Below are 21774 nucleotides of genomic sequence, written 5' to 3' on the forward strand. Positions count from 1 at the left end.
AACGACGCCAGTCCTCCGGCAAAGATATAGGCGAGCGCGCCGACGGACTGCGCCAGAAGGCCGAGCACGAGGATATGTTTGGCGCCGAACCTGTCGCCGAGCAGGCCGAAGACCACGCGCCCGCCCATACCGGCAAGCCCCTCGACCGAATAGATAGTGACGGCCGCAATCATCGGGATGCCGCAGGTGATGGCATAGCTCACCGTATGGAAGATCGGCCCCGAATGGGTGGCGCAGCAGAAGAAGTTGGTCAGGCAGAGAATGATGAACTGCGGCGAGCGCAGCACGTCGCGCGTCGTCATGCCGCCCTGCGGCTCGTCTGCCACGGCAAGCGCCTCATTGCCCTTTTCCAGTGCCGGCGGGCGGCGGATCAGAAGCGAGACGGGGATCATCACCACGGCGACGACGACGGCGATAATCTGCATCGACGTGCGCCAGTCATGGCCGGAGACCAGCCACGCGGCGAAGGGCGACATGGTCATCGGCGCCATGCCCATGCCGGCGGAGACGAGCGAGACGGCAAGGCTGCGATGCGTATCGAACCAGCCGGTGACGCAGGCCATCATCGGCGCGAAGACGGCGGCAGCCGCCGCCCCGACGATGAGGCCGAAGGTGAACTGGAAGGCGACGAGCGAGGTCGCGACGCTCGCACCGGCAAGGCTGGCGGCCAAGAGCACCGAGCCAGTCAGCACGACGGGTCGCGGTCCCCAGCGGTCGGACAAGCTGCCCCAAAACATGCTGGCGAAGGCCATGGAGAGAAAGCCGATGGTCATGGCGGTGGAAATGCCCGTCACCGACCAGCCGGTCTCCTTGGAGATCGGCAGCAGGAACACCGGCAGCGAGAACATGGCGCCGATGGCGATGCAGCCAAGCAGGCCGCCCGCCGCCACGATCACCCAGCGATAATGCGTATGGATCATTGTCATCTCCTTCGCGGTCTCCCGGCCCAGCCGGAACCGCCCCAAACCTGAACGGATCGCGCGCCGTGTTCCCGATTTCAAAGCCAGGGACAGGGGGGCACTTTACACCTTCCCGAGGCAGGCTGAAGCAGGATGAAACCAGTATATCGACCCTGCTCGCCTCTCTGAAAGACGCTGTCATTTTCCGTTTCCGACATCGGCCGCGTGAAATTTTGCGCTTTCGCAAAACCCGTCCCGCTGCCATCTATTGGTGCGCCTCGGGCGATCTCGTGCTTTGTGCAGATACGGCCTGATCAGATTAGGCGGCAGGCACCCGCAAGCGGGAGTGACAAGTGTGACGGGAATGCAATGGATTCGATGATCACCGCCGCCGCCCGCGCGCTTGCCGCCGGCGATCCGCTGGGCGCGCTGAACCGCGTGGCCCTGCGAGACGATGCCCCGGCACTCGCCTTGCGCGGCATCGCCATGGCGCAGCTCGGCGATCTCGACCGGGCGAAAGGCCTCCTGAAAAGCGCCATAACCGCCTTCGGCCCGCGCGAAACGGTGGCGCGGGCACGCTGTATCGTGGCGGAAGCGGAGGTCGCGCTTGCCGGCCGCGACCTCGCGTGGCCGGTCAAGGCGCTCGAGGCCGCCGGCGAAACGCTTGCCGCCCATGGCGACAGCCTCAACGCCGCCCATGCCCGCACCCTCGCCATCCGCCGCCTGCTGCTCATCGGCCGGCTGAACGAGGCGAGCGCCCGGCTTGCCGAAACCGATCCTGCCGCCCTCGTCGCCCCGCTGCGCGCCGCCCACGAGCTCGCCGCCGCCGGCATCGCCATCCGCCGCCTGCGCACGAAGGTGGCGCGGGACGCCTTTGCCCGGGCGATCGATGCCGCGCGACAAGCCCGCATTCCCGCGCTGCTGCACGAGATCGAGCTTGCCGCGACGGTGCTGGAAAAGCCGGCCGCGCGCGCGATCGCCAACGGCACGGAGCACGCCCTGCTGCCCGACGCAGTGGAAGCGCTCTTTGCCGGCAAAGCGCTGATCGTCGACGCCTGCCGCCATGTGGTTCGCTGCGAGGAGGCCATCCTTTCGCTTGCCACGCGCCCCATCCTGTTTTCGCTGCTGCGCACATTGGCTGAGGCTTTCCCTAGAGATGCCAGCCGGGAAAAGCTGCTGTTCAATGCCTTTCGCGCGCGCCATGCCGATGAATCGCACCGCGCCCGCCTGCGCGTGGAAATGGGCCGGTTGCGCGCCGAACTCGAGCCCTTCGCCGGGATCGAGGCGACCAAGCAGGGCTTCGTGCTCTCGCCACTCGGTGGGCGGCCGGTTACGGTGCTGGCGCCGCCGCTGGAAGAGCCGCATGCCGACATTCTTGCGCTGTTTGCCGATGGTGAGGCTTGGTCGAGTTCGGCGCTTGCCATTGCGCTCGGTAGCAGCGCCCGCACCGTGCAGCGCGCTTTGGAACAGCTCCATGCGGCGGGGAAAGTGCAGGCGATCGGCAGCGGGCGGGCGCGGCGCTGGCTCACGCCGACGCCGGGCGCCTTCTCGACACTCTTGTTACTCCCGGGCCCGCTGCCGGGCGACTAAGATTGCGATCATCAACGATCCAGAGGAGATGACGATGACGACTTCGCAAGCCCAAATCCTGCGCGAATACGGCCCCTTCCCCGATGTGGAACAGGTGGGCGGGGTGACCTATGACGGTAAGAAGGTGTGGTTCGCCGTCGGCGACCGGATCAATGCGCTCGACCCCGACAATGGCGAGGTGGTCGGCGCCATCGCGCTCGCCGCCCATGCCGGCACCGCCTATGACGGCCGCCACCTCTTCCAGATATCCGAGGATGTCATCCACAAGATCGACCCCGCCTCCGGCGCCGTGCTCTCCACCATTCCCGCCCCGGGCAAGGGCGGCGATTCCGGCCTCACCTGGGCGGAAGGGTCGCTGTGGGTCGGGGAGCATCGCAGCCGGAAGATCCACCGGATCGACCCGCTGACCGGCACGATCCTCCGCACCATCGAAAGCAACCGCATGGTGACCGGCGTCACCTGGGTGGACGGCGAATTCTGGCACGGCACCTGGGAGGGAGATGAGAGCGACATCCGCCGGATCGATCCCGAGACCGGCGCGGTGCTGGAGACGCTCGTCATGCCCGAAGGTACCGCCGTTTCGGGGCTGGAGTCCGACGGCGGCGAGCGTTTCTTTTGCGGCGGCGGACGCAGCGGAAAGGTCCGCGTCGTCCGCCGTCCGGAACGCGTGTGAGCCTTAAAGGCCGTGGGTGCCGTCGTAGCCGTTGACCGGCGGCGGCGCCCAGCCCTCCGGCAGACCCTTGGGCTTATAGATCTCCACGACCATGGGATGGCAGGCCGCCGTGTCGGAAGAGTGCTCGGCCGAGCAATCCCCGCCGGGGCAGGCCGACATGCAGCCAAGAAGATCGATTTCGGCGAAGAATTCCAGATAGTCGCCCGGCCGCACCGGGCTCGCCTTCATGAAATACTGGCCGGTGTCGCGGGTGAAGCCCGTGCACATGAAGACGTTCAGCACATCATGCACATAGGTCTCGGCCTCACGCGGCGCCATGCCGGTCTTCTTGGCGAAGGCGCGCGTCAGGTTGGAATGGCAGCAATGGTGGTACTGGCCGCCGTGGCTGAGCAGATTGTGCGTATAGGGATCGCAGCGCGTGCCGATCACGTCATGCACCGCACCGCCGAATTCGTCGAACCCGTACCAGTCGAGCGTGTCATGCGTGATGGTGGCGATGGGGCGCAGATAGGGGAAATTCGAGAAGAGCTGGTCGCCGAGGCCGACATGGGTGCCGTTCAGCGCCCGCGTCTTGCCGGTATAAAGGCGTTCCTTGAGATCGTTGGCATTGAAGAGGTTGAGGTCGCCGACCTGCGGGCCTTCCGAACAGACGATGCGGCAGAAATGTCCCGCCGGCACCGACCAGGTCGCGGCCTCGCGTGGCGGCACGATCACGGTTTCGACCAGCGTAAGATCGTCACGCAGCGCACGATAGGTGGACAGATCCGGACGCGGCAGCGTCTCGACCGGATAGCAGACGACCGGCTTGATCGCCTTGCGGGCTCCGGCATCGGCAGGTGCCGCGGTAATCGGATTTGGCTTCATGAAAGTCCTCCCTCTCCTCCCCGGCGGCGCGCTCCGAACAGTGCTGCATGCCCCGAAGAAATCCACGTTTGTTGAATAACAGGAATATTATTGTTCAACAAGATTGAATTCACGCTGAGATCCACAGGGTTCTCTGGCTAGCCGCTCTCCTTCACCGTCTCCATCGCCACATTGGTTGAGGTGTTGGCGACATAGGGCAGGTTCGAGATGCGTTCGCCCAGCACCAGCCGGTATTTCTTGATGTCGCGCGTGCGGATCTTCAGGAGATAGTCGAAGCGGCCGGCGATCATGTGGCACTCCTCCACCTCCCGGATTTTCTTCACCGCGGCATTGAAGCTGGTCAGCGCCGCCTCATGCGTATGGGTCAGCTTCACTTCGGCGAAGGCGATATGGTCAAGGTTCATCTTCGCGGGATTGAGGATCGCCTTGAAGCCCTGGATGAAGCCGTCGGCAATCAGCCGCTTGAAGCGGTTCTGGCAGGGTGTCTTGGAAAGGCCGACCCTCTCGGCCAGCTCCGCGACCGAGATGCGGCCGTTTTGCCCGAGTTCCTCGAGGATTTTTCGGTCGAAACTGTCCAACGACCCACCAGTCTGCAAATTATCGGTCAATCGGACCTCCACATAGCGAAAAATAGACCCATATAGCCTAAATCATCCAAATATGAAGTCCATCTGTTTTTGGACCGCATGATATCAATTGCGCCCAGTTTCCAGCAATGAACGCACCGAACCGGCCGCCGGCAGAGCGTGTCGGCGACGGCAGTATTCCGAGCCAAAACAGGGGGAGACGGGATGCAAGACAGGAACTTCGATGCTAGCATGCCGGCGGACCTCATCCGCCACTACAAGCCGCTCGCCATCCGGGCCGTCGTGGCGGCCTGCAGCGTCAAAGCGGAACGGTCCGAAAGCGATCGCGCAGGCGTGATGCTTGCCGGCGCGGCCGATATCGACGACGTCTCGTTCCGGGACGAGCCTGCCCCTGCCTTTATCCGCTGATCCCTTCAGATACCGAACGCTTCTCATAGGTCCTTCCATGCAGAATTCCGCAGACGCATCCGCCGCCCCGTTCTCCGATTTCGCCCCGCCGATCCGCCCGCAGGGCGAATTGCGCAAGGCAATCACGGCCGCTTATCGCCGCCCCGAGACCGAATGCCTGCCGCCGCTGGTCGCCGCCGCCCGCGTCTCCGAACGCGAGCGCTACGACATCCGCAGCACCGCCCGAACGCTGATCGAGGCGCTACGCGCCAAACACAAGGGCACGGGCGTGGAAGGCCTGGTGCAGGAATATTCGCTGTCGAGTCAGGAAGGCGTGGCGCTGATGTGCCTTGCGGAAGCACTGCTGCGCATTCCCGACACCGACACGCGCGACGCGCTGATCCGCGACAAGATCGCCGAGGGTGACTGGACCTCCCATATCGGCGGCGGCAAGTCGCTCTTCGTCAATGCCGCGACCTGGGGCCTCGTCGTCACCGGCAAGCTTACCTCCACCGTCAACGACCGCGGCCTCTCCGCAGCACTCACCCGCCTCATCGCCCGCGCCGGCGAGCCGGTCATCCGCCGCGGCGTCGACATGGCGATGCGCATGATGGGCGAGCAGTTCGTCACCGGCGAGACCATCGAGGAGGCGCTGAAGCGCTCCAAGCCCCTGGAAGCCCGCGGTTTCCGCTATTCCTACGACATGCTCGGTGAAGCCGCCACCACCTCGGCCGATGCCGAGCGCTACTACCGCGACTATGAGAACGCCATCCACGCCATCGGCAAGGCCTCTGGCGGCCGCGGCATCTATGAAGGCCCCGGCATCTCCATCAAGCTCTCGGCGCTCCACCCGCGCTACAGCCGCACGCAGACCGCCCGCGTCATGGGCGAACTGCTGCCGAAGGTGGTGAAGCTCGCGGCGCTGGCCAAGAGCTACGACATCGGCCTCAACATCGACGCCGAGGAAGCCGACCGGCTGGAACTGTCGCTCGACCTCTTGGAAAGCCTGTGCTTCGACGAGGCGCTGACGGGCTGGAACGGCCTCGGCTTCGTCGTACAGGCCTATGGCAAGCGCTGCCCCTTCGTGCTCGATTTCATCATCGACCTCGCCCGCCGCTCCGGCCGCCGCGTCATGGTGCGCCTCGTCAAGGGCGCCTATTGGGACGCCGAGATCAAGCGCGCCCAGCTCGAGGGTCTCGAAGGCTTCCCGGTCTATACCCGCAAGATCTACACCGACGTCGCCTATGTCGCCTGCGCCCGCAAGCTGCTGGCGGCACCCGATGCGATCTTCCCGCAGTTCGCCACGCACAATGCCCAGAGCCTCGCTACCATCTACCAGCTCGCCGGCCCGGATTTCGCCGTCGGCAAGTATGAGTTCCAGTGCCTGCACGGCATGGGCGAGCCGCTCTATGACGAGGTCGTCGGCAAGGACAAGCTCGACCGGCCCTGCCGCATCTATGCGCCCGTCGGCACCCATGAGACGCTGCTCGCCTATCTCGTGCGCCGCCTCTTGGAAAACGGCGCGAACTCCTCCTTCGTCAACCGCATCTCCGACCCCAAGGTCTCGGTGGAATCGCTGATCGCCGACCCGGTCGAGATCGTCGCCGCCATGCCCGTCGTCGGCGCCCAGCATGACCAGATCGCGCTGCCCGATGGCCTGTTCGGCACCTCGCGCAAGAATTCCGCCGGTCTTGACCTGTCGAACGAAGCGACCCTCGTCGAGCTTTCGGCAGAACTTGCCGGCACCGCCGCCAAGCAGTGGCACGCCGCTCCGCTTCTGGCCGATGGCAGCGCCGTCGGTGAAACCCAGGACGTGCTGAACCCCGCCGACCACCGCGATGTCGTCGGCCGCGTCACCGAGGCGAAGGCCGAGGATGCCGCGCGCATCGTCGCCATGGCTGCCGACAATGTCACCAGCTGGTCCGCCGTCTCGCCCGCCGACCGCGCCGCCTGCCTCGACCGCGCCGCCGATATCATGCAGGCCCGCATCGAGCCGCTGATGGGCGTCATCATGCGCGAAGCCGGCAAGTCGGCCGCCAACGCCATCGGCGAAGTGCGCGAAGCCATCGACTTCCTGCGCTACTATGCCGAGCAGGCCCGCCGCACGCTGGGTCCGTCGCACCTGCCGCTCGGCCCGATCGTCTGCATCAGCCCGTGGAACTTCCCGCTTGCCATCTTCACCGGCCAGGTCGCCGCAGCGCTCGTCGCCGGCAATCCGGTCATCGCCAAGCCGGCGGAAGAAACGCCCATCGTCGCCTATGAAAGCGTGAAAATCCTGCACGAGGCCGGCGTTCCCGCCGGTGCGCTGCAATTCACGCCCGGCGGCGGCAGCCTCGGCGCGGCGCTTGTCGGCGCCGACAAGACGGCCGGCGTCATGTTCACCGGCTCGACGGAAGTCGCCCGCCTGATCCAGGCGCAGCTTGCCGAGCGTCTCTCCGCCAATGGCAAGCCGATCCCGCTGATCGCCGAAACCGGCGGCCAGAACGGCATGATCGTCGATTCCTCCGCGCTCGCCGAACAGGTCGTCGCCGACGTCATCGCCTCCTCCTTCGACAGCGCCGGCCAGCGCTGCTCGGCGCTACGCGTACTCTGCCTGCAGGACGACGTCGCCGACCGCACGCTCGCCATGCTGAAGGGCGCTCTTCAGGAACTGACGCTCGGCCGCACCGACAGCCTGAATGTCGACATCGGCCCCGTCATCACGGGCGAAGCGCGCGACAATATCGTCGGCCATATCGAGCGCATGCGCAGCCTCGGCAACAAGGTTGAGCAACTGCCGCTGCCGGCCGCCGCCCAGCACGGTACCTTCGTCGCGCCGACCATCATCGAGATCAAGAAGCTCGCCGATCTCCAGCGCGAAGTCTTCGGCCCCGTGCTGCATGTCATCCGCTTCCGCCGCGCCGATCTCGACCGGCTGATCGACGATATCAACGCCTCCGGCTACGGCCTGACCTTCGGCCTGCACACGCGCCTCGACGAAACGATCGCGCATGTCACCAGCCGCATCAAGGCGGGCAATCTCTATGTGAACCGCAACATTATCGGCGCGGTGGTCGGCGTGCAGCCCTTCGGCGGACGCGGCCTTTCCGGCACCGGCCCGAAGGCGGGCGGCCCGCTCTATATCGGCCGTCTCGTGCAGAAGGCGCCGGTGCCGCCGCAGCAGGACTCAGTGCATACCGACCAAGCGCTGCGCGACTTCATCTCCTGGCTAGACCGCAAGGGCAAGGCCGCGGAAGGGGAAACCGCCCGCAGCTTCGCCAACCGCTCGGCCCTCGGCCTGGTGCGCGAACTCGCCGGCCCCGTCGGCGAACGCAACCTCTATGCGCTGCACGCGCGTGGTAACGTATTGCTCGTGCCGCAGACGGAAGCCGGCCTGCTGCGCCAGGTCGCCGCCGGCCTCGCGACGGGTAACATGCTTGTCATCGACAATGCCGCCGCGCTGAAGCCCGTGCTTGCCGACCTGCCCGCCTCCGTCGCCGCCCGCCTCACCTGGACGGCGGACTGGGCCAAGGACGGCCCCTTCGCCGGCGCGCTGGTGGAAGGCGATGCGGAGGCGGTGCGCGGTGTCAACCGCAGGATCGCCGCTCTGCCCGGCCCGCTGGTTCTGGTACAGGCCGCCACGACCGAGGAACTGCTGAGCGATCCGGATGCCTATTGCCTCAACTGGCTGCTGGAGGAAGTCTCGACCTCGATCAACACGGCCGCCGCCGGCGGCAATGCCAGCCTGATGGCCATTGGCTGATTGCGAGCCATTCACGTCAAGCAAAGGCCCGCTGACGCGGGCCTTTGCGCGTTTGGCGGAGGGCACGGCACCGTAAAAATCGCCGACACCCCTCCCGCCCCGGCGATGTTGCGATAAGGTGCGCATCGAAACGGGAGAATCTGCATGCATCTTGGAAGACCAATCGCTTTGCGTCCGGCCGGCAGGAGCGCCGCGTGACCGTCACCGATTTCGCGACCCGCACCTATGATCACAATTTCCGGCTCGACCCGATCGTGCGCAGCCTGCTCGATACGGACTTTTACAAGCTGTTGATGCTGCAGATGATCCGGCAGCTCCATCCGGATGTGAACGCGACCTTTTCCCTGATCAACCGCACGAAGAGCGTGCGGCTCGGCGAAATCATCGACGAGGGAGAGCTGCGCGCCCAGCTCGACCATGCCCGCAGCCTGCGCTTCACCAAGAAGGAGCTGATCTGGCTCGCCGGCAACAGCTTTTACGGCCGGGCGCGCATGTTCGGCCCGGATTTCATCGCCTGGCTCGCCGCCTTCCAGCTGCCGGATTACGAGCTTCGCAAGGCTGACGGGCAGTATGAACTGCATTTCGACGGCCCTTGGACCCACACGATGATGTGGGAAATCCCGGCATTGACCATCATCAACGAAATGAAATCGCGCGCCGCCATGCGCGACAAGGGGCGCTTCGCGCTCGATGTGCTCTATGCTCGCGCCAAGGCACGGCTCTGGGAAAAGGTCGAGCGCCTGAGGCTCCTGCCCGATCTCGTGATCTCCGATTTCGGCACGCGTCGCCGGCACGGTTTTTTGTGGCAGCGCTGGTGCGTGGAGGCCCTGAAGGAAGGGCTCGGCGACCGCTTCATCGGCACGTCCAACGTACTGCTCGCCATGGATGCCGATCTCGAGGCGATCGGCACCAATGCGCATGAGCTGCCGATGGTCGCCGCAGCCCTTGCCGAGGATGACGCGGCGCTCGCCCGCGCGCCCTATCAGGTGCTGGAGGAATGGCGCCAGCACTATAACGGCAACCTGCTGATCGCCCTGCCAGACGCCTTCGGCACCACCGCCTTCCTCGCCCATGCGCCGGACTGGCTGGCGGACTGGACGGGTTTCCGTCCGGACAGCGCCCCGCCGATCGAAGGCGGCGAACAGATCATCCGCTGGTGGCAGGAGAAGGGCCGAGACCCGCGCGAAAAACTGCTGATCTTCTCCGACGGCATGGATGTCGATACGATCGAGGAGACCTACCGGCATTTCAACGGCCGCGTGCGCATGAGCTTCGGCTGGGGCACAAATCTCACCAACGATTTCCGCGGCTGCGACCCGGATGGCGGCAACGGCCTCGATCCGATCTCGCTCGTCTGCAAGGTGACGAGCGCCAACGGCCGCCCGGCGGTCAAGCTGTCGGACAATCCGCTGAAGGCGACCGGCGATCCGCACGAGATCGAACGCTATCGCCGCGTCTTCGGCACGGATGTGCAGGAAGCGCGCCCGGTCGAGGTTTAGGACGGGGCGACCTCGCCGGCTGCGGCGATGGTCGCCAAGGCCGAGCGAATGGCCGAGGGCGACGAGGCTTTCGCCAGCGCGCAGGTTGCCGTCGAAAGCGAGCCCACGCGGATCGACTGCCCGCCGCGCGCATTGGCCAGGGCAAACATCGTCTCGTCCGTCAGGTCGTCGCCGATGGTGATCGGCAGGCGGCCGGCAAAGGCGGGCTCTTCGAGATAGGCCGCCACCGCGTCGCCCTTGTCGGCGCGGGCGGGGCGGATTTCGAACACCATCTTGCCCGGCTGCAACACCCAGTCCGGCCCGGCCTCCTCGGCGAAGGACTTCATGATGCCTTCCAGCGCGGTGTCGAACGCAGGTGCCAATCGATAATGCGCGGCCACGGCCGCCCCCTTGTCTTCGATCAGCACGCCCTCCATCCACGCCGTCTGCTCGACCAGACGATGCTTCAGCGAAACGAAAGCCGGCGTCGGCGCGGCAACGGTCACTTGCCCGTCGGCGCTGCGGAATTCGGCGCCGTGCAGACCGGCGATCGGGAAACGGCAGGGCGCAAAGAGCGCATCGGCATAGGGCAGGCTGCGCCCCGTCACCAGCGCGAGCGCCCCTTTGAGACGGTGGGCGACGGCCTGCAGATCGCTGGCGAGAGACAAAGGCACCTGAATGGCATCCGGCGTCGCCGCGAGGTCGAGAAGCGTTCCGTCGATATCGAGAAACAGCGCCCAGCGGTCCGGCTCATCGACCAGGCGGCGCACCAGATGGCGGGTGGCGGCATCCGATGGCCGCAATTTTTCGAGCTCGTCCATCGCCTTGCAAGTAGATCGCGACGAGAGGCTGGCAAGGGCCGGCAGGAACAAGTTTTCGCGCCCCGCATTGTGCCCTTCGCCACACAATCGCAGCAAGGGAGCCGCCATGGGCCATGGGAAAGCACGAGGGAACACCGACAATGACGCCCCCGTCATGCACGGTGCCGACGACCTGCCAACGGTAACCGTCGCCAGCTACAATCTCGAAACGCGCGACAAGCAGGGTTTTATCGGCGACCGCGCCAACAAATCCGCTTTCCGGGACGCAATCGAGGTCTGGCGCGCCCGCATCCGCAAGGGGGGCGACGATCCGCTGGGCGAGATTGCGACCGGCTCGCTTTCCAAGAAAGACATCGACGCGCTGCTGAAGAACGATAAAACCGAGGCAGCCGCACTGGTACGCGCGGCGATCGACGATTTCGCCGCAGCATTCGCCGATGTGCTGATGCGCTATCTAAAGGAAGAGACATGGAAAGGCACGGAACGGATCGCCGTCGGCGGCGGGTTCAAGGACAGCACGGCCGGCCTGATGGCAATCGCCCGCGCCCAGCTGCTGCTGAAGGCCGAGGGCGTCAAAGTCGCGCTGGCACCGATCGCCCATCATCCGGATGAAGCAGGCCTCATCGGCGCCGTCCATCTCATCCCCTCCTGGATGCTGAAGGGGCATGACGCGATCCTGGCCGTGGATATCGGCGGCACGAACATTCGCGCCGGCGTCGTCAAGCTGAACCTCGACGATGCGAAGGATTTCGGCAAGGCCAAGGTCTGGAAATCGGAGCTGTGGCGCCATGCCGACGACGAGCCGAAGCGCACCGCGACCATCCAATATCTCGTCGGTATGCTCGAGACGCTGATCGGCAAGGCGAAGAAGGCGAAGCTCGCGCTCGCCCCGGTCATCGGCATCGGCTGCCCCGGCATCATCGCGTCGGATGGATCGATTGCGCGTGGCGGCCAGAACCTGCCGGGCGGCAACTGGGAAAGCACGCATTTCAACCTGCCGGAGGCGCTGCGCAAGGCAATCCCCGAGATCGACGATCAGCCGACCTTCGTCATCATGCACAACGATGCCGTGGTTCAGGGCCTCTCGGAAGTGCCGCGCATGGCCGATTGCAAGGCCTGGGCCGCCGTAACCATCGGCACCGGCCTCGGCAATGTCAGCTTCGTCAACAAGAAGGACTGACGTCGAAAGAAGGATATGAAAAAGCCGCCCGAAGGCGGCTTTTTCGTTCAGTTCAGCGTGGACCATTCCTGACGCACCGTATCCGCGTCCTTGTTGAGATGCACATGGGCATCGACGTGATCGACCCAGTCCAGCGGGATGAGATGGTGCTTGCCATCCTCGGAATCGCTCCGGGTCAGCTTGATACGGCTTTCGCCCTCCATATGGTCGACGGTGCCGACAGAGCGGCCATCGGCAGCGCGCACTTCCATATGTTCGCGAATTTCATTTGCAGCGACCATTGTCGTTCTCCTTTGATGAACTTGCCGCAGAAGAACGGCCAACCCCATCCAAGGTTCCGGAATCGCGCATTTCGGGACATTGACGCAACCTATGGCAAGCCTTCCAAGCTCGCTCAACGCCTTTCCGACGGTCAGACAGCTGTTCCCTCGGGAACACGGTGAGCCCCCGGCTTGTGAGCAGATGCAGTCACGGCGGGAATGAGCCCGCCACCAAACTGCGGCGGCCCGACCTCCAATGTTTACGCAGCACTTTCGAGCATCCGCGCTGCGGATGGCGACCGTCGCTTTTGTCCGAAACACAAATCATGGGTGAGCAAAATGCCAACGAAATACGGAACGGACGCATCGGAAACGCTGACCGGCGGCCTCGACCAGGATTACATCTACGGCCAGGGCGGCCATGACAAGATCTACGGCCTGTTCGCCCGCGACAACCTGTCGGGCGGCACCGGCAATGACACGCTCAGCGGCGGATTCCAGGACGATACGCTCTATGGCGATCTTGGCAACGACGCGCTATCGGGCGGCCAGGGCGACGACACTCTTTCGGGCGGCGCTGGTGCCGATACGATGTCGGGCGGGCTGGGCGACGACCATTTCACCGATTACTCCATCGGCGATTGGAAGGGTGACGTCGTCGATGGCGGGCTGGGCACGGATACGGTCGACATCAACCTGCAATACAACACGACCGGCATCAAATTCACGGTGCAGGATCCGACCAAGTCGGTCGGCATGTTCGGCTTCAACGTCAAGAACATCGAGCAATACTGGGTCACGGCCACCAATTTTGCCGACACGCTGACCGGCGGCCAATGGAACGACCGCTTCTACGGGCAGGACGGGAATGACATATTGTCCGGCAACGGCGGCAACGACACACTCGATGGCGGCGCCGGCAAGGACACGCTCTCGGGCGGCCAGGGTGACGACTATCTCTATGGCCGCGACGGCGACGACAAGCTCGACGGCGGCTATGGCGACGACGACCTGCAGGGCGGCGCCGGCAACGACACCCTCATCGGCGGCAATGGCGACGATGCGCTCTACGGCGAGGACGGCAACGATGTGCTCTCCGGCGGAAACGGCGACGACTATCTCTGGGCCGGCGAAGGCAACGACACGCTGAACGGCGGCGCGGGTGAGGACTACATCATCACCGGCAGCGGCAAGAACACGGTGAATGCCGCCGACGGCGACGACGAAATCCTGATCACTCTGGGGGATGGCGCCGACAAGATCGACGGTGGTGCCGGCATCGACGAGATCGAGATCCGCAACATCTCGGGCAACTTCACCGCCAAGGCCTCGACGGTCGTCAACACGCTCGCCGACGGCACGACCATCGTCAATGTCGAGAATTACGATCTCTACGGCACGAACGATAAGAACACGATCGTTACGCTGGGCGGCAACGACCACATCGTCACCTATGACGGCGATGACACGGTCAAGGCCGGCGCGGGCGACGATTCCATCGACGGCGGTGCTGGCAACGACAAGCTCTATGGCGAGGCGGGCAACGACACGATCTTCGCCGGCTCCGGCAAGGACGCGATCGACGGCGGTTCGGGCACCGACACGGTTTACATCGACGTCTACAGCTACCAAACGATCAACTACACCTTCGACGTCGTCAACGGCAAGGGAACGCTGTCGAACGGCACCTATGCGCAGAACACCGAGATCTTCAACGTCTTCACCTCCGCCTATGGCGACGACGTCCTCAAGGCCGGCAATGCCAAGAGCGTCTGGTTCAAGTCCTACAGCGGCAATGACCAGCTCTACGGCAGCGTCGGCGACGACCTGCTCGACAGCGGTCTCGGCAACGACAAGATCGTCGCCGGCAAGGGTGACGACGTGCTCTACGACCTCGGCGGCAACAACAACCTGTCGGCCGGCGACGGTGACGACGAGGTGCATCTGTCGATCTTCGAGGCCCATGCCGGCGGGGACACGACAACGCTCGATCTCGGCGCGGGCAACGACAGCGTGGAGTTCAACGCGGGCCTCGGCTACACCTTCGGGAAGCTCAATGCCGACGGCGGCACCGGCACCGACCTCGCCATCATCGACCGCAACGAAACCACCAAGGCCCTCACCTTCACGCTGAGCGCCAATGCGACCGTCATCAACGGCGATGTCACGCTGAAGAATTTCGAGCGCATTGACATCACCGGCGGCTCCGGCGCCGACAAGTTCACCGGCGGCAACCTGTCGGACACGCTTGACGGCAACGACGGCAACGACACGCTTGTCGGGCTTGGCGGCGACGACTGGATCTACGGCGGCAACGGCCGCGATACGCTGAAGGGCGGCGACGGTTCCGACACGATCTGGGCAGCCGGTTCCAACGGTGACACGGATGCCGATACCATTGATGCCGGCGCCGGCAACGACTATGTCCACATCAACAGCGGCGACACCGCGATCGGCGGCACCGGTATCGATACGGTCTATGTCGACGTCTCGGCGCTCACGACCGGCGTCAAGTTCACCTTCGGCACCGGCACGGTGAAGGTCAACAGCACCACCACCCTCTCCGGCATGGAAGCGCTCGACTTCACCGGCACGAAGGGCAACGACGTCGTGACCGGCGGCGCCGGCAGCGACACGCTGCGCGGCAATGCGGGCAACGACACGCTCAACGGCGGCGGCGGCGGGGATTTCCTCTATGACGACGCCGGTAACGACACGCTGCTGGGCGGCGCGGGAGACGATTCGTTCACCCGCAACGACTTCGCCGGCAAGGACGTCTTCGACGGCGGCTCCGGCGTCGATACGCTGAGCTTCAACTATTACGGCTATGACGCCTCGGTAAAACTCGACCTGCTCGACAACACGCTGAACGACGGCCTCGCGCGCGGCCTCACGGTCAAGAACATCGAGCGGATCTGGGGCACGAGCCAGGACGACGACATCCGCGGCTCGAATGCCAGCGAATGGATCTCGGGCGGCGGCAAGGACGACATACTGCAGGGCCGCGGCGGCGACGATACGCTGATCGGCGGCTCCGGCGGCGACCTCCTCAACGGCGGTTCCGGCAAGGATATATTCCAGTTCAACTATATCACCGACGGCGGCGACCAGATCACCGATTTCAAACGCGGTGAGGACAAGATCGCCATCGATGGCGACAGCTTCGGTCTCAAAGCGGGGGCGGCAATCAAGCTCGTGCTCGCCAACGACGCCGTCTTCACGACCTCAGGCCCGACCTTCCTCTATGAGCAGGATACGCACCGGCTCTGGTTCGACGCCGACGGCAAGGGCGGCGACAACGAATCCGTCCTGCTCGCGACCCTGGACAACGTGACGACCCTCTCCGCCAGCGATTTCCTTCTGGTCTGATCGCAGCGCATTGCCAACCCGCTGATTACGCTTTGCGCTCTTCGAACGCGTGCTGCCGAGCAGGACGCGTTCGAGTGTTTCAGCAGAAGACATCGGTCAAAGGCATTGTGGTATTCTAAAAACCGCGATTATCTCGCATTCCACCATCCAAGCTGGATTATGTTGGATGATGGGGAATGGTGGGCCCGGAGGGACTCGAACCCCCAACCAAGCGGTTATGAGCCGCCGGCTCTAACCATTGAGCTACAGGCCCGGTCCGGCAGTTTGCCGGGGCCGTCGGTCAATGGCGGCCGACGGTGGAAAATCGTCTAGACGAAATCGGGCTTCCTCACAAGCGCTGCCGTATTCTCTACACAATGACAGGAGAAGAACGGTGCAAGGGACACAACTATCAGGAGATATTCCAATATGGCCCACGGAATCCTCGGCCGCCGCACCGGCGCCGGCCTTGTCGCACTCTCGCTTGCTCTCGCTGCCGCCCTGCCCCTTGCCGCGAAGGCGGAAGACAGTGCCAAGCCGCGCGAAGCGACGATCGTCGTGACCGGCGAAGGTTCGGCCGAGGTCGCGCCCGACATGGCGCTGATCGATCTCGGCGTCGTCAAGGATGCCAAGACCGCCCGCGAGGCGCTCGATGCCAACAACAAGGCCATGGCCGAGATCCTCGCCGCCCTGAAGGAAGCCGGCATCGCGGAACGCGACCTGCAGACGTCTGGCTTCATGATCAACCCGCAGTACCAGTATCCGCAGAGCTCGACGGGTGAAAATCCGCCCCCGGTCCTGACCGGCTTCCAGGTCACCAATACGGTGACGCTGCGCGTGCGCGATCTTTCCAAGCTTGGCGAGATCATGGACAAGGCCGTGACGCTCGGCGCCAACCAGGGCGGCGGTATCCGCTTCACCAACGACAAGCCGGAAACGGCCGTCAGCGCGGCGCGCAAGAAGGCCGTCGAGAATGCCATGGCCAAGGCCAAGGAACTGACCGATGCCGCGGGCGTCGGCCTTGGCCGCGTTCTGGAGATCTCGGAAACGAGCTACCGCGCCGAGCCCATGCCAATGATGCGCGCCATGGCCAAGGACTATGCTGCCGAAGGCGGCGCCGTTCCGCTCGCCACCGGCGAAAACAGCTACTCCGTCGTCGTCAACGTGACCTTCGCTCTCGGCAAATAAGCGGCACAAACGGACTGCATGACAAGGGCCGGGAAACCGGCCCTTTTTGTTTGCAGGGTAAACTGCCAGCGCATGCCGCAAAATGCAGGCGATCCACCGACTTTCCGCCCATTTGAACGGTCAGTTATCGCCCGATATCCGTCTTCCCGGCGTCCCGTCTGCCAAAAATGCAAAAACCCTCCCGGCTTTCGCCGAGAGGGTGACCGTTCGCCGGCCGGGGGTGACGAGACGAACGGCGTCCGTTCAGGTAGCGGCCGGAAGACCGGCCGGCCCCTTAACGCCAGAGAACCGGGCAGTGACGGTCGTTTGCAAAGACCACGCGGCTATAGTCACCACGCCGGAAGCCTTCGACGACGACCTTGCGGCGATCCACCGCGACGACCTGGGCGCGACGCAGGCCAAGATCACGGGCCTTCGCTACCGCGAAGCCGAGGGAGCAGCGGCCGCCGCGATCCCAGTCGCGCGGGCGATCCCAGCGCTCGCGACGGTCCCAGCGGCCACGGCGGTCCCAGCGATCCTCCCGGTCCCAACCGCCACGGCCATAGTCCTGAATTTCGAGGAATCCGTTGCGGTAGCCGACCTGCTCGATCGAGAGGTTGATGTCGGCAGCGGATGCAGCCGGAGCAGCGGCGGTCAGGGCGCCGAGGCCGAGAAGGGCGGCGAGCATGGTCTTTTTCAGAAAGGTCGTCATCGAAGTGTCTCCTGTGTGCTCTGCCCAGGCCTTGCGTCGGGCGATTGAGGAGACATTAGAGCCGCGTGCCTGAACGCAGCCCGAAGCGGCCGTTCAGCCTGCGTTCAACTTCATGAACCGGTAAAGAAGGCCATGCGGGTGATGACCCCCTCTTCCAGCTCAAGCAACAGGATCTTTTCCCTGGAATAATTGCCGCCGGCCGAGGCACCGCGGGCGGTAAGACGGATGGCGAGATTGTTGCCGAGCGCGTCGCTCATCACCAGGGCATCCTGGTAGGTTTCGTCATGGGCTGCAAAATGCCGGGCAAGGCGGTCGCGCAGGGCTTCGCGCCCATTGTCGTTGCCATCGCCGATCCCGGAAAGCACGACGTCCTCATTCACCTTGGCGGCGAGGGAGGCAAAATCGCGGGCGTTCAGCGCCTCGATCACGGCATGGGTGATGCTTTCGGTATTCGCCATGGGGGCCTCCTTTTCCTGGTCGCCGCAGCAACGGTTCACGCGCAGATCGGTTCCGTCAAGAACCGAGATGCAGGACGATTTCGCGGCGATGCGGCCGGTCGCGATGTTCGAAGAGATAAAGGCCCTGCCAGGTGCCGAGCGCCAGCCGGCCGCCCATCACCGGAATGCCAATGGAGACCTGGGTGAGCGCTGCCTTGATATGGGCTGGCATGTCGTCCGGGCCTTCCAGCGTGTGCACGATCCAGCGCATGCTCGGGTCGTCGGACGGCGGCACGAGGCGGCGGAAGAACTGATCGAGATCGCGCCGGACGTCCGGATCGGCATTTTCCTGGATGAGCAGCGAGCAGGAGGTGTGGCGCACAAAGAGGGTGAGCAGGCCCGTTTCCAGGCCTGCATCCCGCACGAATGTCTCGGCCTCGCCGGTGAACTCGTAGAGCCCCTGCCCGCGGGTCGGAAGCGTCAGGATGGTCTGCGGCATCCGTGCCTCAGCCGATCGCCCAGAACAGGCCGCCGCCGACCACGATGAAGGCGAGGATCAGGCCCATGAAGCGGGCAAGCCCCATATTCGTATCCGTCGTATCGCCGACGATGGCATAATAGAAATCGATCATGGCAAGATCCTTCTTCCGGTAGGCTCCGTGATAGCCGACCTGCGCCGGCCTCACAACTCGACGATGGCCTGGAAGCCGCCATAGATCATGCGCTTGCCATCGAAGACATCCTTCCAATCGTCGCCCTTCAGCCGCTCGTCGGCCATCACCTTGGCAACGATTTCGTCACGTTTTTCGCGGGATTCATAGGTGACCCAAGAGAAGATCACGATCTCCTCCTCCTTCGCCTGTACGGCGCGCGGAAACGAGGTGAGCTCGCCATAGGGCACGTCGTCACCGATGCATTCGACATAATCGATTGCGCCGTGTTCCTTCCAGACGGCACCGGCAGTGCGCGCCATCGACTTGTAGGCCTCGATATTGGCCTTCGGCACGGCGAGCAGAAATCCATCCACATAGGTCATGATCGTCTCCTCCTTCGGTTTAAGACCTTCAGAGGACGTGGGGCGCCGCGCCGATCCGACAAGGGGGAAAAGATTTTTCCGGTCGGCGCATCTATTGACAACCAAGAGATATTCCAACGAGTAATACAACTCTAAAGGCATGCATTCATGGTGCGGACATGGCTTTCCCTGTTTCAGAAGACAAAATCGATGCGGCAGAAACGGCGTTGGAACGCCTCTTGCCCGCGCCTCTTAGGGCACATCTGAAAAATCAAAACGGTGGGGATATCGTCGCTGCGGATGACGATTGGATCCTTCATCCCGTGCGTGACGACTCTGATCGCAAGCGCCTTGCCAGAACGGCAAACGACATCGTGCGCGAAACCGAGACGGCACGCAAGGATAGTAGTTTTCCGGCTGGCGGCATCGCCATAGCGTCGAACGGAACAGGAGACCGGCTGGTCTTGCTTCCTCAATCAAACGCAATTTTTCATTGGAACCATCAAACGCGAACCGTGGCAGAGGTGACCGTCGAATGGGGCATGGCGTAACCCCGCCCCCTCTAGCGCCAACGTCGAACGGCGGCAGCTAAGCCCATCTACCAGGAGCCGCAATTCCGGAGCTGGCGCGAGTAATTGGAAGCCATGTTCGCGGCCCGCTTGGCACCGGCCTTCGCCGTGGCGCTCCAGTTGCCGCGCGAATAGCCGCCGTGGCCGTGGTAATAAGCGATGTAGAGCCGGTAGGTGTCGTTGAGCGCGATGCCGTTCTTGCGGTTGCTCTCGGCGTGGTACCAGGCGATGAAGCGGATCGCATCCTTGAAATCGGTGCGCTTGGCCATCCAGCGGCCCGTCACGCGCTTGTAGCTCGCCCAGGTTCCATCGAGTGCCTGGGAGAAACCGAGTGCGGTCGACTGGCGCTTCCACGGAATGAAGCCGAGAAGTTTGGTGCGCGGCGGGCGGGCATTATGGCGGAAGCCGGATTCGGTGTAGATCGTCGCCATCAGCACGGCAACGGGAACGCCGTATTCGCGCTCGGCACTGTAGGCGGCTCGCCGCCAGTTATCCCAAAGGCCGTCGCGCTGCTCAAAAATGGCGCAGGCGTTCTGCGTCTGTCGTGGAACGGACGCACAGCCGGCGAGCAGCAGGAGGACGACGATCAATACGCAACGCATCGCTAATCCTCGAAAATTTCCGGATATTTATAATTGGTAAATCTTAAGGATTGGTTTTGATTCAACTGCGGTTCATTGCCTTCCATTCATGGCCGTGATCCGCCCATCAAATATGCAAATGCATTATTTTGTTGCGCTTTTTGCCCTCTGGGCCTAATCAATCTGCAGCACGCCGGGCCTTCGCGCATGATTGTTCCGGAGCGTGATTTGCCCCTCCCCACCGGATTTCGCCTTCGCGCCATCCGGGCGCGGGCTGGTTTGCGACCGGGCCTTTCCAAGGCCCCAAGTTCAGGAGAACGCCCATGAAGAAACCTCTTTTCGCCGTTGCCGCCCTTGCCGCATCCGTCGCTTTCGCGCCGCTGGCGCATGCCGATATCGTCATCGGCCTCATCGCGCCGCTGACCGGCCCGGTTGCCGCCTATGGCGACCAGGTCAAGAACGGCGCGGAAGCAGCCGTCGAGAACATCAACAAGAATGGCGGCATCCTCGGCGAACAGGTCGTGCTGAAGCTGACCGACGATGCCGGTGAGCCCAAGCAGGGCGTTTCGGCCGCCAACCAGATCGTCGGCGAAGGCATCCGCTTCGTCGTCGGCCCGGTCACCTCGGGCGTCGCCATCCCGGCCTCCGACGTCCTGGCCGAAAACGGCATCCTGATGGTCACCCCAACCGCCACGGCACCGGACCTCACGGCCCGCGGCCTGACCAACGTTCTGCGCACCTGCGGCCGCGACGACCAGCAGGCGGAAGTCGCCGCTGCCTATGTTCTGGAAAAGCTGAAGGACAAGAAGGTCGCCGTCATCCATGACAAGGGCGCCTACGGCAAGGGTCTGGCGGATGCCTTCAAGGCCGCGATCAACAAGGGCGGCATCACCGAGGCGCTCTACGATTCCATCACGCCCGGCGAGAAGGATTTCAGCGCGCTGCTCACCCGCCTCAAGGCTGACGGCGTCGAAGTCATCTATTTCGGCGGCTACCACCCGGAAGGCGGCCTGCTTGCCCGCCAGCTGAAGGATCTCTCGATCAACGCCACGATTATCGGCGGTGAAGGCCTCTCCAACAGCGAATACTGGGCAATCGGCAACGAAGCCGCGGCCGGCACGCTGTTCACCAACGCGTCGGACGCGCTGAAGAACCCCGATTCCTCAGCCGCCGTTGCCGTGCTCAAGGAAAAGGGCGTGCCCCCGGAAGCCTTCACGCTCAACGCCTATGCCGCCGTCGAAGTTCTGAAGGCCGGCATCGAGAAGGCCGGCAGCGCAGAAGACGCCGCTGCCGTCACGGCAGCCCTGAAGTCGGGCGAACCGATCGCGACCGCCATCGGCAAGCTCACCTATGGCGAAAACGGCGACCTCACCTCGCAGAGCTTCTCGCTCTTCAAGTGGGAAGACGGCAAGATCGTCGCCGCCGAATAAGGTTTTTGCGCTTTGGAAATACGGACGCCGGGGT

Annotated in this window: 21 protein-coding genes and 1 tRNA gene; 10 read left to right on the forward strand and 12 right to left on the reverse strand. The window is 64.0% G+C overall.

Annotated features, from left to right (window positions below; translation table 11 throughout):
• Positions 1-920, reverse strand: a 920-nt coding sequence (locus ACOZKU_RS11450) for an MFS transporter (RefSeq protein ID WP_421578974.1), incomplete at its 3' end; no start/stop codon positions are given.
• A 348-nt stretch (positions 921-1268) separates the two neighbouring features.
• On the opposite strand from ACOZKU_RS11450, the gene ACOZKU_RS11455 reads away from it, so the two are divergent.
• Both ACOZKU_RS11455 and ACOZKU_RS11460 read left to right on the forward strand, forming a co-directional pair.
• Positions 1269-2489 carry a helix-turn-helix domain-containing protein gene (locus tag ACOZKU_RS11455; RefSeq protein ID WP_421578975.1) on the forward strand — a complete coding sequence of 407 codons (1221 nt, stop codon included), beginning with the start codon at positions 1269-1271 and terminating at the stop codon, positions 2487-2489.
• A gap of 34 nt (positions 2490-2523) precedes the next feature.
• The gene (locus tag ACOZKU_RS11460; RefSeq protein ID WP_421578976.1) at positions 2524-3162 is read left to right on the forward strand and encodes a glutamine cyclotransferase; all 639 of its coding nucleotides are present in this window, start codon (positions 2524-2526) and stop codon (positions 3160-3162) included.
• A gap of 3 nt (positions 3163-3165) precedes the next feature.
• Here the strand turns inward: ACOZKU_RS11460 and ACOZKU_RS11465 are convergent, their stop codons facing one another.
• Both ACOZKU_RS11465 and ACOZKU_RS11470 read right to left on the reverse strand, forming a co-directional pair.
• Positions 3166-4026, reverse strand: a complete 861-nt coding sequence (locus ACOZKU_RS11465) for an urea carboxylase-associated family protein (RefSeq protein WP_421578977.1) — start codon at positions 4024-4026, stop codon at positions 3166-3168.
• Positions 4027-4163: 137 nt separating this feature from the next.
• Entirely contained in the window at positions 4164-4634 is a 471-nt protein-coding gene (locus ACOZKU_RS11470; protein WP_421578978.1) for an Lrp/AsnC family transcriptional regulator, read from the reverse strand.
• A 183-nt stretch (positions 4635-4817) separates the two neighbouring features.
• Between ACOZKU_RS11470 and ACOZKU_RS11475 the strand changes: the two genes are divergently transcribed.
• The 3 genes from ACOZKU_RS11475 to pncB all read left to right on the forward strand — a co-directional run bounded on the left by ACOZKU_RS11475 (position 4818) and on the right by pncB (position 10241).
• Positions 4818-5021 (forward strand): hypothetical protein, encoded by a 204-nt coding sequence (locus tag ACOZKU_RS11475; RefSeq protein WP_421578979.1) that lies wholly within the window; start codon positions 4818-4820, stop codon positions 5019-5021.
• A 37-nt stretch (positions 5022-5058) separates the two neighbouring features.
• Positions 5059-8742 (forward strand): trifunctional transcriptional regulator/proline dehydrogenase/L-glutamate gamma-semialdehyde dehydrogenase, encoded by a 3684-nt coding sequence (gene putA / locus ACOZKU_RS11480; protein WP_421578980.1) that lies wholly within the window; start codon positions 5059-5061, stop codon positions 8740-8742.
• A gap of 194 nt (positions 8743-8936) precedes the next feature.
• A complete protein-coding gene (pncB, locus tag ACOZKU_RS11485; RefSeq protein WP_421578981.1) occupies positions 8937-10241 on the forward strand; it encodes a nicotinate phosphoribosyltransferase in 1305 nt (434 codons plus the stop codon).
• Here pncB and otsB read toward each other — a convergent pair.
• On the reverse strand, positions 10238-11041 hold the full coding sequence (otsB, locus tag ACOZKU_RS11490; RefSeq protein WP_421578982.1) for a trehalose-phosphatase: 804 nt from the start codon (positions 11039-11041) through the stop codon (positions 10238-10240). The genes pncB and otsB overlap by 4 nt on opposite strands.
• A gap of 106 nt (positions 11042-11147) precedes the next feature.
• Between otsB and ACOZKU_RS11495 the strand changes: the two genes are divergently transcribed.
• Entirely contained in the window at positions 11148-12221 is a 1074-nt protein-coding gene (locus tag ACOZKU_RS11495; RefSeq protein ID WP_421578983.1) for an ROK family protein, read from the forward strand.
• Positions 12222-12268: 47 nt separating this feature from the next.
• Here the strand turns inward: ACOZKU_RS11495 and ACOZKU_RS11500 are convergent, their stop codons facing one another.
• Positions 12269-12502, reverse strand: a complete 234-nt coding sequence (locus ACOZKU_RS11500; RefSeq protein ID WP_314085236.1) for a DUF2171 domain-containing protein — start codon at positions 12500-12502, stop codon at positions 12269-12271.
• Between the two features lie 318 nt (positions 12503-12820).
• On the opposite strand from ACOZKU_RS11500, the gene ACOZKU_RS11505 reads away from it, so the two are divergent.
• Positions 12821-15850, forward strand: coding sequence for a calcium-binding protein (locus ACOZKU_RS11505; RefSeq protein ID WP_421578984.1), 3030 nt, complete (start codon positions 12821-12823; stop codon positions 15848-15850).
• Positions 15851-16027: 177 nt separating this feature from the next.
• Here the strand turns inward: ACOZKU_RS11505 and ACOZKU_RS11510 are convergent.
• A tRNA-Ile gene (locus tag ACOZKU_RS11510) sits at positions 16028-16103 on the reverse strand.
• Positions 16104-16258: 155 nt separating this feature from the next.
• Between ACOZKU_RS11510 and ACOZKU_RS11515 the strand changes: the two genes are divergently transcribed.
• Positions 16259-17017, forward strand: a complete 759-nt coding sequence (locus ACOZKU_RS11515) for an SIMPL domain-containing protein (RefSeq protein ID WP_421578985.1) — start codon at positions 16259-16261, stop codon at positions 17015-17017.
• A 274-nt stretch (positions 17018-17291) separates the two neighbouring features.
• On the opposite strand, the gene ACOZKU_RS11520 is transcribed toward ACOZKU_RS11515, so the two are convergent.
• The 5 genes from ACOZKU_RS11520 to ACOZKU_RS11540 form a co-directional block, all read right to left on the reverse strand.
• Positions 17292-17708, reverse strand: a complete 417-nt coding sequence (locus tag ACOZKU_RS11520; protein ID WP_421578986.1) for a hypothetical protein — start codon at positions 17706-17708, stop codon at positions 17292-17294.
• A gap of 110 nt (positions 17709-17818) precedes the next feature.
• Complete coding sequence (locus ACOZKU_RS11525; protein WP_421578987.1) at positions 17819-18166, reverse strand: nuclear transport factor 2 family protein; 348 nt, start codon at positions 18164-18166, stop codon at positions 17819-17821.
• A 55-nt stretch (positions 18167-18221) separates the two neighbouring features.
• Positions 18222-18644: a secondary thiamine-phosphate synthase enzyme YjbQ gene (locus tag ACOZKU_RS11530; protein WP_421578988.1), complete on the reverse strand. Its 423-nt coding sequence runs from the start codon at positions 18642-18644 to the stop codon at positions 18222-18224.
• A gap of 7 nt (positions 18645-18651) precedes the next feature.
• Positions 18652-18777 carry a hypothetical protein gene (locus ACOZKU_RS11535; RefSeq protein ID WP_421578989.1) on the reverse strand — a complete coding sequence of 42 codons (126 nt, stop codon included), beginning with the start codon at positions 18775-18777 and terminating at the stop codon, positions 18652-18654.
• 50 nt (positions 18778-18827) lie between these two features.
• Positions 18828-19181, reverse strand: a complete 354-nt coding sequence (locus ACOZKU_RS11540; RefSeq protein ID WP_421578990.1) for a DUF1428 domain-containing protein — start codon at positions 19179-19181, stop codon at positions 18828-18830.
• A gap of 158 nt (positions 19182-19339) precedes the next feature.
• Between ACOZKU_RS11540 and ACOZKU_RS11545 the strand changes: the two genes are divergently transcribed.
• On the forward strand, positions 19340-19711 hold the full coding sequence (locus ACOZKU_RS11545; RefSeq protein WP_421578991.1) for an SMI1/KNR4 family protein: 372 nt from the start codon (positions 19340-19342) through the stop codon (positions 19709-19711).
• 47 nt (positions 19712-19758) lie between these two features.
• Here the strand turns inward: ACOZKU_RS11545 and ACOZKU_RS11550 are convergent, their stop codons facing one another.
• Positions 19759-20331, reverse strand: coding sequence for a transglycosylase SLT domain-containing protein (locus ACOZKU_RS11550; RefSeq protein WP_421578992.1), 573 nt, complete (start codon positions 20329-20331; stop codon positions 19759-19761).
• Between the two features lie 302 nt (positions 20332-20633).
• Here ACOZKU_RS11550 and ACOZKU_RS11555 point away from each other — a divergent pair, with 302 nt between their 5' ends.
• Entirely contained in the window at positions 20634-21740 is a 1107-nt protein-coding gene (locus ACOZKU_RS11555) for a branched-chain amino acid ABC transporter substrate-binding protein (RefSeq protein ID WP_421578993.1), read from the forward strand.
• The last annotated feature ends 34 nt before the right edge of the window (positions 21741-21774 follow it).

The sequence above is a fragment of the Shinella sp. M31 genome (assembly GCF_049199205.1).
Taxonomy (GTDB): Bacteria; Pseudomonadota; Alphaproteobacteria; order Rhizobiales; family Rhizobiaceae; genus Shinella.

Bases quoted from the DNA above. Each gene is read 5' to 3' on its own strand.
- ACOZKU_RS11545 (WP_421578991.1), top strand. From the start codon at position 19,340: ATGGCTTTCCCTGTTTCAGAAGACAAAATCGATGCGGCAGAAACGGCG.
- ACOZKU_RS11530 (WP_421578988.1), bottom strand. From the start codon at position 18,644: ATGCCGCAGACCATCCTGACGCTTCCGACCCGCGGGCAGGGGCTCTAC.
- putA (WP_421578980.1), top strand. From the start codon at position 5,059: ATGCAGAATTCCGCAGACGCATCCGCCGCCCCGTTCTCCGATTTCGCC.
- ACOZKU_RS11455 (WP_421578975.1), top strand. From the start codon at position 1,269: ATGGATTCGATGATCACCGCCGCCGCCCGCGCGCTTGCCGCCGGCGAT.
- otsB (WP_421578982.1), bottom strand. From the start codon at position 11,041: ATGGACGAGCTCGAAAAATTGCGGCCATCGGATGCCGCCACCCGCCAT.
- ACOZKU_RS11535 (WP_421578989.1), bottom strand. From the start codon at position 18,777: ATGATCGATTTCTATTATGCCATCGTCGGCGATACGACGGATACGAAT.
- ACOZKU_RS11515 (WP_421578985.1), top strand. From the start codon at position 16,259: ATGGCCCACGGAATCCTCGGCCGCCGCACCGGCGCCGGCCTTGTCGCA.
- ACOZKU_RS11475 (WP_421578979.1), top strand. From the start codon at position 4,818: ATGCAAGACAGGAACTTCGATGCTAGCATGCCGGCGGACCTCATCCGC.
- ACOZKU_RS11555 (WP_421578993.1), top strand. From the start codon at position 20,634: ATGAAGAAACCTCTTTTCGCCGTTGCCGCCCTTGCCGCATCCGTCGCT.
- ACOZKU_RS11525 (WP_421578987.1), bottom strand. From the start codon at position 18,166: ATGGCGAATACCGAAAGCATCACCCATGCCGTGATCGAGGCGCTGAAC.
- ACOZKU_RS11460 (WP_421578976.1), top strand. From the start codon at position 2,524: ATGACGACTTCGCAAGCCCAAATCCTGCGCGAATACGGCCCCTTCCCC.
- ACOZKU_RS11550 (WP_421578992.1), bottom strand. From the start codon at position 20,331: ATGCGTTGCGTATTGATCGTCGTCCTCCTGCTGCTCGCCGGCTGTGCG.
- ACOZKU_RS11500 (WP_314085236.1), bottom strand. From the start codon at position 12,502: ATGGTCGCTGCAAATGAAATTCGCGAACATATGGAAGTGCGCGCTGCC.
- ACOZKU_RS11520 (WP_421578986.1), bottom strand. From the start codon at position 17,708: ATGACGACCTTTCTGAAAAAGACCATGCTCGCCGCCCTTCTCGGCCTC.
- ACOZKU_RS11505 (WP_421578984.1), top strand. From the start codon at position 12,821: ATGCCAACGAAATACGGAACGGACGCATCGGAAACGCTGACCGGCGGC.
- ACOZKU_RS11465 (WP_421578977.1), bottom strand. From the start codon at position 4,026: ATGAAGCCAAATCCGATTACCGCGGCACCTGCCGATGCCGGAGCCCGC.
- ACOZKU_RS11540 (WP_421578990.1), bottom strand. From the start codon at position 19,181: ATGACCTATGTGGATGGATTTCTGCTCGCCGTGCCGAAGGCCAATATC.
- ACOZKU_RS11495 (WP_421578983.1), top strand. From the start codon at position 11,148: ATGGGCCATGGGAAAGCACGAGGGAACACCGACAATGACGCCCCCGTC.